The sequence below is a fragment of the Desulfitobacterium hafniense DCB-2 genome, from assembly GCF_000021925.1.
Lineage (GTDB): Bacteria > Bacillota > Desulfitobacteriia > Desulfitobacteriales > Desulfitobacteriaceae > Desulfitobacterium > Desulfitobacterium hafniense.
The window spans coordinates 526847-539524 of record NC_011830.1 but is presented as its reverse complement, the minus strand read 5'-3'; the positions used below and the strand labels follow the sequence as shown (position 1 = coordinate 539524).

Annotated in this window: 6 protein-coding genes; 4 read left to right on the top strand and 2 right to left on the bottom strand. The window is 47.5% G+C overall.

Going from position 1 to position 12678, the window contains the following annotated elements; translation table 11 throughout:
• Nucleotides 1-153 precede the first annotated feature (153 nt).
• From DHAF_RS02540 to DHAF_RS02530, 3 genes are read left to right on the top strand one after another with little or no spacing between them, the layout of a single operon-like run.
• Nucleotides 154-870, top strand: a complete 717-nt coding sequence (locus DHAF_RS02540; RefSeq protein ID WP_015942799.1) for an ABC transporter ATP-binding protein — start codon at nucleotides 154-156, stop codon at nucleotides 868-870.
• Between the two features lie 9 nt (nucleotides 871-879).
• Complete coding sequence (locus tag DHAF_RS02535; protein WP_015942798.1) at nucleotides 880-3453, top strand: COG1361 family protein; 2574 nt, start codon at nucleotides 880-882, stop codon at nucleotides 3451-3453.
• A gap of 3 nt (nucleotides 3454-3456) precedes the next feature.
• Nucleotides 3457-4788, top strand: a complete 1332-nt coding sequence (locus DHAF_RS02530; RefSeq protein ID WP_015942797.1) for an ABC transporter permease — start codon at nucleotides 3457-3459, stop codon at nucleotides 4786-4788.
• A gap of 118 nt (nucleotides 4789-4906) precedes the next feature.
• On the opposite strand, the gene DHAF_RS02525 is transcribed toward DHAF_RS02530, so the two are convergent.
• The gene (locus tag DHAF_RS02525; RefSeq protein ID WP_015942796.1) at nucleotides 4907-9265 is read right to left on the bottom strand and encodes an InlB B-repeat-containing protein; all 4359 of its coding nucleotides are present in this window, start codon (nucleotides 9263-9265) and stop codon (nucleotides 4907-4909) included.
• 344 nt (nucleotides 9266-9609) lie between these two features.
• Here DHAF_RS02525 and DHAF_RS02520 point away from each other — a divergent pair, with 344 nt between their 5' ends.
• Nucleotides 9610-10911, top strand: a complete 1302-nt coding sequence (locus tag DHAF_RS02520; protein WP_015942795.1) for an IS110-like element ISDha10 family transposase — start codon at nucleotides 9610-9612, stop codon at nucleotides 10909-10911.
• A 397-nt stretch (nucleotides 10912-11308) separates the two neighbouring features.
• Here the strand turns inward: DHAF_RS02520 and DHAF_RS02515 are convergent, their stop codons facing one another.
• Nucleotides 11309-12676, bottom strand: coding sequence for a cadherin-like beta sandwich domain-containing protein (locus DHAF_RS02515; RefSeq protein WP_015942794.1), 1368 nt, complete (start codon nucleotides 12674-12676; stop codon nucleotides 11309-11311).
• Between the last annotated feature and the right edge of the window lie 2 nt (nucleotides 12677-12678).

Genomic DNA, 12678 nt, shown 5'->3' with positions numbered 1-12678 from the left:
ATTGCAAGGGTTTTGGAATATAGCTGTCGAATCCTAGATGTTGGAAATATAAAATTCGGTTAATGAGTCAGGACAATCCGGGAAGTTCACAAACCGATAAGAACGGACCTTAAGCTTACAGATAGTAGCTTAAAATCAGGAAAAGGAGACCTATTGGATTTGGAGAAACCATTAATTGAAATCCGTAACCTTCGCAAAGAATACATTATGGGGGAAGAAGTTGTTGTCGCTTTAAAACGAATAAACTTCTCCATAAATCGCGGGGAACTGTGCTGCATATTCGGCGCGTCAGGTTCTGGAAAAAGTACGCTTTTAAATCAATTGGCAGGGATGGAGAAACCTTCTAAGGGGGGCGTAAAAATAGGCGGTGTCCCCATTTCCCATTTAAATGAAGATCAGCTTGCCGAATTCAGGCAAAAATATATCGGCTTTGTCTTCCAGTCTTATAATTTGCTGCCTATGCTGACCGCCACAGAAAATGTGGCCCTGCCCCTGATGTTTCGTGGTGTGCCGGAAGGAAAACGCAATGCCATGGCCCAGAGCATGCTGCAAAAGGTCGGGCTTGGGCATCGATTGCATCACTATCCCGGACAAATGTCGGGGGGGCAGCAGCAGCGGGTGGGAATTGCCAGGGCCTTTGTCACAAAACCTGCGGTTGTTTTTGCGGATGAGCCTACCGGGAACCTTGATACAAAAACAACCAAAGAAGTTATGACTATGATCAAAAACTTTGCAGGGACGTTTAAGCAAACCATCATCCTGGTCACCCATGACCCGGAAATGACAGTTTATGCCGACCGGATTGTGACACTGGTAGATGGCGAGATTGTCAGCAATGAAATAAAAAATAAACCGATTAACGGGAATTAAGGAGGAATTATGAAGAGCACTCTGCAAAAATTACGTTACATAATGGCTATGCTTTTGGCTATAATTTTGATCGTTTCCCCCTTGAGGACTGCTGCAGCATTAGGGGCCGATACAACCGGTATAAAAAGCAATCTGGCTATAACCGGATATAAGGTTACTGATACTTCTGGAAACATCCTGTCATCAGTCCCCTCGGGTTATCCGATAAACCTGGAAATCACTGTGAAAAACCCAGGTATTAAGAGTTCTGACATATCAGGTTCTGCGGATATTGACGTATCCAAATTAGTGGATAGCTTTTCAGGGAGTGGTAATCCTGAAGTTACAATAACCTCTCAAAACGACGACGATCCCCTTGCCATGACTATCAAATTCTCTGATGTTAAGTATAGCGGGTCCGGTAAAACCTTTAAGTTCATGGTTGGCTACAAGAGCTTATCTGTAGATTATGACATCACAGATTTATCTATAACGGAATGCGTTGATCAGGAAAACAAACCTGTCGATAATGACAAAGTAACCCCCACCCCCACCCTGCTGATAACCGGCTCTCTCAACCGGGACACCTTGAAACCCGATCAGCTCATGGATCTGACCATCAACATTGAAAACCTCAGCGACTCGAGCCTTCAGGATGCGGTGGTGACACTCAACCCTTCAGAATCGATTTACCTTGTGGCCGGTAAAACCACTTTCTTTTTAGATACGATTGGCGGCAAACAAACCAGGTCTTTTACCGTGAAAATCAAAACGGGGAGTGAGCTTCCCCCGGCGTCCCAAAGCGTTGGCGTGGATCTCAAATATAATTATGACAACGGAAGTGCCATTGTCCAAGGTACCGCCAGCGAAAAAGTTAACCTGATCAGCGAAATCGACGAATCTTCTGAGCCAATTCTCTTCATCAGCGGCGTTCAAACGGACGAAGTCCTGAAAAGCAACGGCGAGAGGGATGTAACGATTAAAGTCACCAATATGAGCGATACAATGGCTTCCAAGATCAATGTTGTGCTCACTCCGTCGGACTCCATTTATTTTCCCAACGGCAAAAACTCCTTTTTCTTACCCAACATGAAAGGCAACTCCGAAGAACGCCTTACCGTGAGAATAAAGGCGGCGGGTGCGCTGGCCTCGACGCTGCAAAGTATCGGTGTCGAGGTAAAATACTCCTATACCAACGGCAGCAGCATTGTCCAGGAGACGGCTACCGGCAAAATTATCATTGTAACCGCCGACAAATCCCCTGCGCCCGTTCTTTTTATCAGCGGCAGCCAAACCAAGGACATTCTGAAAGGCGACGAAGAGAAGGATGTCACTCTGCAAATAACCAATATGGGGGAGACAACCGCTTCCGATATCACAGTTTCCCTCAATCCCTCAGACTCCCTTTATTTCCCGGACGGCCAAAGCTCTTTTTTCCTGAAAGAGATTAAGGGTCACACGGAAGAAAGCATCACCGTCAAAGTAAAGGCCGCCAGCGAGCCGTCCTCATCCCTGCAAACCATCGGTGTCGACGCAAGCTATTCCTATGACAGCGGCGGCGGTATCGTACCGGGCACGGCCTCCGGCAAGGTTGTTGTGGTGACCGAAAGTCATAAAGAAACCGACGCCTCGGTTCCCTATCTCATCGTCAGCAATTACTCTTATGGGGGAGCTCCGGTAGCAGCTAATACAGCCTTCAAGCTGTCCATGGATTTTTACAATACCAGCTCTAACTTGAGTATTGAAAACATTGTGGTCACCCTGGAAACAGGTGAGAATTTTTCTGTGGCCAGCTCCTCCAACACCTTTTACTATGAATCTCTGGGGGCGGGACAAACCCTTACCCAGGATTTGGATTTGCAGGCCTTGCTCGTCGCCAACTCCGGTCAAACCAGTATATCGGGTGCTAAAACGGTAGAAGTCAGTTTTAAATATGAGTATAACACCGGCAGTAAACGCGCCACCAACACCATGAGCGAAAAGTTGTCCATCCCCATTTACCTGCCGGATCGTTTTGAACTGGCGCAGCCTCAATTACCTGATTTCGTCGCTGTCGGGCAGGAGTCGGTTATTACTTTAAGCTATGTGAATAAAGGGAAAAACCCTATATCGAATGTGGAGGCGGCGATTGAGGATATTACAGGGGAAATGGAAACGCCTGCCAAGGTGCAGCAGCTTGGCAATATTGAGGCGGGAAAGAGCAGCACCATCGGTTTTGCTTTTATGCCTTTGCAGCCAGGGGAACTGTCCTTCACCATCAGAATTACTTATGAAGACGCTAATTTAGAACCTGTCATCAAGGAATTTCCGGTGCTGGTCTCAGCTTTTGATGCGCCTCCCCCCATGGATATGGGCATGCCGGAAATGGCTCCTGAACAAGATAGCAAAATCCCGCTCCCTTGGCTGATTGGCGCAGCCATTGTCTTACTGGCTGGTATAGGAATTGCCGTAATGCGCATCAGGAAAGCCCGGGCACAAAAGAAAATAAGCGCCATCGACTTTTCCTGGGAAGAAGACGCGCCCGCCCAAGACCTGCCGCTGACGGAGGATAAAACCGGCGGCACCGCACCAAGCACAGATGCTCCTTCCAAAACAGAGGTATAGAGGATGACTTGGAAAGATATTTTAAAAATGTGCCTGCGCAATTTGCGCCGCCGCAAATCCAGAACCTTATTGACCGTGCTGGGGGTACTGATCGGGTGTTGCAGCATTGTCATTATGGTATCCATCGGCATCGGCACGAAAGTCTCCCAGGAAGAAATGCTGGCGGAAATGGGAGATTTGACAATTATCACCGTTATGGTGCCCAATATGGGCAACGATCAAAATAAACTGGATGATGCCGGCATCAGAACGATTGCTCAGATACCCAATGTCATCGCCGTATCGCCGAAAATCTCTCCCGACGAACTGTTCAACGATATTTACTTTAAGATCTACGCCGGAATTGGCGACAGATATATCAACGATTGGCTCCCGGTGGCGGCCTATGACAGCTCCAGCCTGGAAAAACTGGGATTCAAGCTTGTGGATGGAGCATACCCCGCCACTACTAAGGGGGTGCTGGTCGGCGAAATGTTTGCTTACAATTTCCGGGATTCCTATCGGCCGGAAGGAAGCAATCGGGTTGACCGTTACGCCAATATTGATTTTAACAATTTCGATCCGGACCAACTCAAGAACAATATGCCGGACCCCTACTTCAACCCGCTCACGTCCTCCCTGACTCTGGTCCTGGAAAAGGAAGGCATCGCCAAGTACAGCATCCCCCTTGAAGCAACCGGACGCGTCAAAGAAGATTACAACAAAGGTTACGAAACCAGCGAAGGTGTCTTGCTGGACCTGGCTTTTCTGGAACAGATCTTAAAGGATTCCGGTGCGGCAAAAAACACGACCGAAAAGAAAAGCTATCAAAATGCTCTTGTTAAGGTAGACCACATTTCCAAAGTCGCCGAAGTGGAAAAGGAAATCAAGCGGCTTGGCTTTGATACACGATCTATGGAAAGCATCCGTGAGCCCATGGAAAAAGAAGCGCGGCAAAAACAGCTGATGCTGGGAGGACTGGGAGCTATTTCATTGTTCGTGGCCGCTATTGGGATTACCAATACGATGATTATGTCCATCTCTGAGCGGACCAAGGAAATCGGCATTATGAAAGCGCTGGGCTGCTATGTAAAGGATATCCGTATTATTTTTCTTACGGAATCCGGTATTATTGGTTTCCTGGGTGGAGTTGTCGGCAATGTCGTCAGTCTGATCATTTCACTGATCATGAATTTTGTTTCGGAAGGTGCCGGCGGCAGCAAACTATCCATTATACCCCTCTGGCTTATCGGCTTTGCCGTTGTCTTTTCAATTTTTATCGGGGTGGGCTCCGGGTACTATCCCGCCAACAAAGCCGTGAAAATATCGGCGCTGGAAGCAATTAAAAGCGATTGAATCCTGAGCCGCCGGCTGCCCTTGCGTAGAAAAGAAGCATTTGCATATGAAAACGACGGCCTTCCGCCGCCGTTTTCATTATAGAAGGAGGGCAAGTTCCCTTCTTCATGTATTTTCTTTATTTCCCGATGATCTGCTTCAGCATTTCTTCAACTGCTTTACTGACGGCTCCTTCTCCCCCGAAAAGGGTTCCTCCCGTTATAGCCCTTGTCCTTAAGTATGCTGCTGCTTCTTCCGACAGTTCTTCATCGCAGAGGAGGAGCGGGGAGTTGTGGTTTGCGGCATAGATGCTTCCGGCTAAGGCATCCGGAAAGTTCTTTCCTGTGGCTATACTGACATTTTGTCCCGACAAATTGAAGTATTGGGCTATTTTCAATGCGGTTTCATAACGATCTGTTCCACCAATCCGCACTATTTTATCAGCTCCTAAGCCTGCTGCCTCGGCAACCTGTTTTTCTACTGCGGAGCTGATCTTTCCTTCGCGCCCTAAGATGTAGACTTTAATCGGCTTTATTTTTTGTAGGGCTTGGCTTATTTCCGGCCGGATTTCATTTCGCCCTACTAAGAGAATGGGGCTTTGCATTGCGGCTGCGCTGCTGCTTATGGATAAGGCATCAGGATAGTCTTCCCCATAGACTAGCACGACCGGGGTCCCCTGGGGTACTTCTAAGTATTCTGCGATCTTTAGGGCCGTTTCATAGCGGTCCTTTCCGCCAATCCGGGTGATCTTTGCGAAGCCCCGCGCTTTTATTTTTTCTTCGATCTCACTGCCGACGATTCCTTTGCCGCCTAAAATATGGACAGTTCCTGCACTGTCTAAGTTCATGCTTATATACTCCAGAACTTTTTCTTGTTCTTCGCCGGAGCTGTCGATAAGCAGGATGGGGGCATTGAGCTTGTAGGCCAGCACACTTCCGGCTAAGGCATCAGGATAATTGGCAGCGGTAGCTAGGATGACATGCTTTACTTTTGCAGTGAAGGTTGCTTTGGCGATTTCCAATGCGGTGTCGACTCGGGTTGGGCCGGCCAGCCGTTTTATGCCGAGGAGGGGCTGATTCATTTTGAAATCCCATTTGACGAGGTCTTGTTCGACGGAGATGGTGGGGCTTTTATACTCCTCATACCCTTCTTTGTTCGCCACGAGGTAATAATCGCTTTCCGGGAAGACCATGAAGCCATAGGCTCCGCTGGGGTCGCTGTTTTGAGGGTTTATATTCTGGTTGGGCTTGAACTCTTCGAGTCGGGGAAGTTCGATGAGGGTGCCCGGGGTTTTGCCGGCGGCTTTATTCCGGGCGGTATCGGCATAATAAAGGATTACTTTGGCCCCGGCAAGGGTTTTCCCTGTTCTTCCATCCGTAATGATGCCGTAGGGGTCGATTAAGGTGACATCGAGTTTGACGCTGCCGCTGGGATCGACCGTGATGTCCATCGTGCCGATGGTAATTTTTTGGCCATTTCCTAAATCATAGCCGATCTTAAAGGTGTGGTCCGTACCTTGGGCCAGGTTCACGATTTGGAACGTTCCGTTTGCTGAGATGGAAAGCTGGGTTCCTGTATCCTTGGTAATCACTACCTTAGCTAGATCGAGCAACGGTGTGATTGTACCGTCCGGCTGCTTGGTGACGGCAATCTGGGCCGCGGGCAGGGTAAGGGTTATCTGGTTATGGCTGTCCTTGGCTACGGTGGCGGTAACGTTGGACACGGTGCCGCCAGTGGCTCCGTCTTTAACATTGCCTGTGACGGTAGCTGGGGGTGTCGACGGGGGTGTTGGTGTGGAGGGAGACGTGGAGTCGTCTCTATCCGATGAATCATCCGTAGGAAGGGTTGCCCATTTGGCATAGACTGTGAGATTGCCTGTCACAGGGGTAATTGCCGTGAATTCATCGGCAAAGGTCCCATTATCGGTGTACCATCCGGCAAAACTGTATCCTGCTTTGGTCGGCTGTACCGGCAAGGCTACGGTGCTATTCTCTACCACATTGGGGATCGCGGCGACCGCGCTTCCCCCATTGCTCTCAAACGTTACGGTGTAAGTTGCCGGAGGCAGGGGCGTCCATTTGGCATAGACTGTGAGATTGCTTGTCACGAAAGTGCCTGCCGTGAATTCGTCGGCAAAGGTGTCATTATCGGTGTACCACCCGGCAAAGCTATATCCTGCTTTGGTCGGCGGCGGTGTCGGTAAGGCTACGGTGCTATTCTCTACCACATTAGGTATCGCGGCGACCGCGCTTCCTCCGTTGCTCTCGAAGCTTACGGTATAGGTTGCCGGAGGCAGGGGCGTCCATTTGGCATAGACTGTGAGATTGCTTGTCACGAAAGTGCCTGCCGTGAATTCGTTGGCAAAGGTATCATTATCGATGTACCACCCGGCAAAGCTGTATCCTGTTTTGGTCGGCGGCGGTGTCGGTAAGGCTACGGTACTATTTTCCACCACATTGGGGATCGCGGCGACCGCGCTTCCTCCGTTGCTCTCGAAGCTTACGGTGTAAGTTGCCGGAGGCAGGGGCGTCCATTTGGCATAGACTGTGAGATTGCTTGTCACGAAAGTGCCTGCCGTGAATTCATCGGCAAAGGTGTCATTATCGGTGTACCACCCGGCAAAGCTGTATCCTGCTTTGGTCGGCGGTTCCGGTAAGGCTACGGTGCTATTCTCTACCACATTGGGGATCTCGGCGACCGCGCTTCCTCCGTTGCTCTCGAAGCTTACGGTGTAACTTGCCGGAGGCAGGGGCGTCCATTTGGCATAGACTGTAAGATTGCCTGTCACGGGAGTGTCCGCCGTGAATTCATCGGCAAAGATGTCATTATCGATGTACCACCCGGCAAAGCTGTATCCTGCTTTGGTCGGCGGCGGTGCCGGCAAGGCTACGGTGCTATTCTCTACCACATTAGGGATCGCGGCGACCGCGCTTCCTCCGTTGCTCTCGAAGGTTACGGTGTAGGTCACCGCCGCAGTCATTGTAACATTGACTAAATTGCTGATCTTAGCATTGCTTGCTGTCCCCGATGCTTGTTGACACCCTGCTGCATCTATGGTATATGCCGTATTACTTTTCGGCGCAAAGCAATAGGCATACCCACCGGCATCCGTTGTGTACTGGCTTGAATTTATATTAATCGTTGCTCCGGCTACATTGCTTCCTTCTTTGGTTACATTAAATTTCAGATAGACCCAGTCATCCGTTCCATTTTTTAAGGTTCCACTGCTTCCACCCATACCTTTACCTTTACCAATATCCTCAGCTCCGGTTCCAGCAAAGGCTTTAACGAGCGGGTTGCCTGAAATGGTAACTTTTTCACCATTATTACCCGATGTTCCGCCAATACCTGCGCCTCCATTACTTCCACCAATGGCCGTTATCGAACCCCCGGTAATATTTATTGTTCCTTGTTCAGATAAATAACCACTGCCAATACCCGACCCTCCAAAGTTGCTGTTAGTTCCTCCCGTTGCTGTTATCGTACCACCAGATATATTTACAATCGTGGGAGAGCCAAATCCAAATGAAGAGCTTCCTATGCCTGCACCGGCACCTTCCGCCATATCAGCACTTCCATTGGCCGTAATAGTCCCACCATTGATATTTATGATGTAACCTCCCCCCGTGTTACCACCACCAATACCTGCTCCAGTTTTATTTCCTGAAGCGACAACAGTTCCGCCATTAATAGTTATTATTCCTTGGCTGGCTCCATTATAATTAAAGCCCATACCGCCTCCGATACCTGCCGCTGCTTCTCCTCCAGTTGCCGTTATAATACCTCCATTAATTGTTATGGTTCCGCCTTTTGTAAAGCCTTGAACAGAAATAAGACTTCCACCGATACCTGCTGCTCCGTAAACAAAATTTGGGTAAGCCGCTGCTCCTGTGGCATTTATGGTTCCACCATTGATCGTTATTTCACCGCAGCTACCGTAATCAGTGTGATTATTTTTATAATAGCCGCCAATAGCTGCAGAACCATTTTTACCAAGTACAGTAAGTACTGCATCAGCATCGTTTGCAACATCGGCTGCCTTGTCTATTGTCAGCTGCACTCCATCATTTACAGCAATACCTGCTTGATCCCCCATAATCGAGCAATTCCCTTTGAGCCAAAGCTTATGTCCATAATTACCGGTGTTAGAAAAATCGATACCATGCTCACCACTATTACCTCCCGATACTGGAGCCGTTATGTTGAGGTCTTCAATGGTTAATTCCAGTGCTGAGCTTCTCCCACCTTCCACACCAATACTTGTATCAGTGTGAGCACCATTTCCGATAATTCTTACAGCAGTTGCTGTCTCAGCAATGGTGATTTTACCGGAATATCCTGCATCCAATTGATAGTCGCCATTGCTTGAAATAGTGTAATTGCCCGTTGGCACATTTGTTGCAGCCAATACATAGACACCGTGTCCCGGGATCATACCCAGTACCAGGCATAAGGTTAACAGAATTGTCATTGTCTTTTTTATTAAGTTTGTATACATAAATCAACCTCACTTGTAAGATAGATATTGGGTTAAGTTAAAAAACCTACCCGAACGTTCTTTGAAAACCTAATCCTTATTGTTCAGATGAATGAGCTGACACTCTACGTAACCAATATCGCTAAACCTCTGGTATAATCATTTCTTGGTCAGAGAGATAGATGTGCGTACCTCCTGGATCCCTCTTTGAGGCTTATCCGTGAAAAAGCGTGTCACTCCACAAGAATGATTCGATGTTTAGCTGGTTGGGTCACGGATTTCGTGTTACCCGTTTCAAATGCAAGGGTGTTGGCATTCTTTTTTAGTGGATGCTCTGACTCATCTGTTGGAAAGGTTGTGTTAATTTGTCCCAGTTTCTTCATGACTTTGTTGTTGGAATCGATGTTTCTTCTGAATTCTCTGTCGTTGCTATGCTCGCTCCCTCTGGGGAACTCATCCGCAAACCTTTTCGGATTGATCATAATCCCGCTGGCTTTCATAAACTGCTCGATATCCTAAAAAAGGAAGAAGAGCGGTTACAACGAAAGCCCATCTACTTCGTAGAATCTACGGGTATCTTTCATTTACCACTCTTCTTCTTCTTGAGGTCGAATAACCTTAAGGGTTTTGTGCTGAACCCCTTGAGTGTTCATTCTACCAAAAATTTCGACTTAAGAAAAGTGAAAAATGATAGTAAGGATGCCGAAGCGATTGCTAGACTGGCTAAATACCAAGATGTGAAGGTTTCTCTGGTTCCTGAGCCCCAAATTCTGGCTCTACGCATGATGACTCGGGAGTATTATGCTCTGTCGGATACCCTCACCGAGATGAAGAACAGACTATCCACGGACCTCTATCTTCTGTTCCCGGGATTCCTTGATGTGTTCTCTGGGGCCTTTGGCAAAACAGCTTTAGCCATTCTGAAAGATTTCCCTTCACCACGGGCCATTCTAGCCGCTGATACCGATTCACTGACTTCTCTTATCTCGAAAACCAGTCGTAAGGGGACCGCTTGGGCAACAAAGAAGGTGAACCAACTCAAAGACTGTGCCCAGCTTGCTTCCTCCATGCCTCATGAGTTCTCTTGGCTGGATGCTAAGATCAAAGTCCATATCGACGGGATCGAAAGCATGCAGGCCAGTTTAGACGGGGTTGTAACGCAAATACAAGCGATGATTGACTCTGAGCTCTTTCCTGCCGATGCTAAGCGTCATATTGAGCTTCTTGATGGTATACCTGGTATTGGCTTTCTGACAGCAGCTACGCTGATTGCAGAAATCGGAGACTTTAGGCTTTTCAACTCGGCTAAGGCCTTGACAGCTTTCTTTGGGCTGGATCCATCCGTCAATCAGTCTGGAAAATTCCAGGGTGACCGAAATAAAATCTCGAAACGCGGCACACGGATCGGGAGAAGAATTCTGTTTACCATCGCTATGGCCTCCATTCGTACAACACGTAAGGGGGATGAGATCAATCCGGTTCTGCGAGAATTCTACGCGGCAAAATGCGTGAACAAGAAGAAAAAGGTAGCTCTCGTAGCCGTAATGCATAAACTTCTCCACTACATCTTTGCTGTTCTTCGTGACCAGAAACCCTTTGAAATCAGGCAACCTGAGGATCATCAATCCTGGAGAAATACTAAGCTCAGACAAGCACCTGCTGCTTAAACATCTCTTTGTTGCATGATTGTAAGTTTGCCCGTGTCAAGGGTGATGCGAGGGATACCGAGGCCCTCAGGCCGAGGATATGCTCGCCATCATCCCATTGACACGGAACAACACCTAGAAGCTTGAAGACGGCAAAGTCTCTAATGCCCCAAAGTATTACTCCATATTAAAGAGAGTTTGCCTGGCAAGCGCCGAGCGTTTCGTTCCCCCCATAGTAAATACCTCGATTTGGTCATTGTTCGGATTTTTCAATGACTTGGTTTCTTATACCCATTTTTCTTGGACCTTGGAACTAAACTTTTTTTACATTACACCTTGACTTTAATTAGCTGGTCTTATAAATTGATTTTCTATCTATATTAAATGGCTATTGTAAACTGCATGCCTGATATACCTTTTACTTTGAAACCTCAATGATGTATTTTTTTGTTGCGCCCCCTGTTTGGGAAGTCACTGTAATCGTAACAAAATTGCTTCCCGCAGCAGGTACAGGAATAGGTGATGAAAAGGCATCATGAGGTAAATCCGTTGAAGATCCAGAGTTAATCTGAAAACTCACCTTATTTATGTTGGGATAATCCTCCAAAAACACCTTTATTCTAAAAGCTACTATGGTGACAACCTTATAATTGTAATAATCTCTTACAAATCCTGTGCCGGGCCCGGGATCTTTGATAAATGTTACAGCAGGGATAGGATCTATACTGCTTATATAAGCACTGCTCGGTCTGGTCACTTTCAGCGAGTAAGACTGTGTTGTTGTGCCATCAGCAGCCTCAACAACGATGGCAGTGCTGTAATCCCCAGGACTTGACATTGTAACTGGGAAGGTTATCGGACCGCTGCTGGATGCACCGCCGTTCACGGAAAGTTTGGCATTGGGGTCATCAGCCGTAAGCACCACTGTAGCACTGGTGTCATCATAATCAGCTAGAGCAGTGTAGTTAAAACTATTTTTCGGATCAAATGTCTGATCAAGTGAAATGGCTACTTTGTTGTTACCGGTAATGGAAATCGCCTTGAGATAAGGATTGGCAGCTGCGGCTTTAGTGATTTCAATAGTATATATCTTTGTCACACCGTCAACAGTAACGCTTACCTCAATCTGGTTTGTTCCAACATTGATCGTTATCGGTGCAGAAGAAGTCCCGGAGACAACCTCCATACTATTTACCTTTATTACAGCCGAGCTGTCCAGTACCGTTGGGATTAGGGTTACCGATGCCACAGACAGCAACACAGTGGCTTTATAGCTATCCGTATTGCTGTTGAATGCAGGGTTCAATTCTACAATATGATCGTCGCTGTCCTTTACTATAAGTCCCGCCAATGAGGGTGGCGCTTGGTAAATCTCAAATTCCATAAGAGATGCAAACTTATCGTTTGCATTAAGACCTTTTGCCACATATATCCTTACATAGCGATATGAAGCAGCTGCAGTCAACATCCGATCAACAATAGCACTGGTATTGGCAGCCACATTATCAAGGTCAGCCCAACTTTCAGCATCGTTACTTCCCTGTAGTGTAAAATCACTCATGCAGTAGTCGGGCGAAGGCCATCCCGCAATTGGCATCTGTCTTACTACCCATCTGTCGAAGCTATAGACCTCACCCAAATCAACGGTCAGCCATCCCGGCAAATGTGTACAAAGCCACCTACTCATAGGGGTCATGTAATCACCATTCACTGCTCTTGCAGGTTCATAGGGCTGAAGATAACTGCTGCTAATAGTTGGCTTTTTTAGAGCTAAATTAATCGCCATAT

What these genes read in the sequence shown, in the direction of transcription:
- DHAF_RS02535 (WP_015942798.1), top strand. Translation starts at nt 880, where the DNA reads ATGAAGAGCACTCTGCAAAAATTACGTTACATAATGGCTATGCTTTTG.
- DHAF_RS02530 (WP_015942797.1), top strand. Translation starts at nt 3,457, where the DNA reads ATGACTTGGAAAGATATTTTAAAAATGTGCCTGCGCAATTTGCGCCGC.
- DHAF_RS02525 (WP_015942796.1), bottom strand. Translation starts at nt 9,265, where the DNA reads ATGTATACAAACTTAATAAAAAAGACAATGACAATTCTGTTAACCTTA.
- DHAF_RS02515 (WP_015942794.1), bottom strand. Translation starts at nt 12,676, where the DNA reads ATGGCGATTAATTTAGCTCTAAAAAAGCCAACTATTAGCAGCAGTTAT.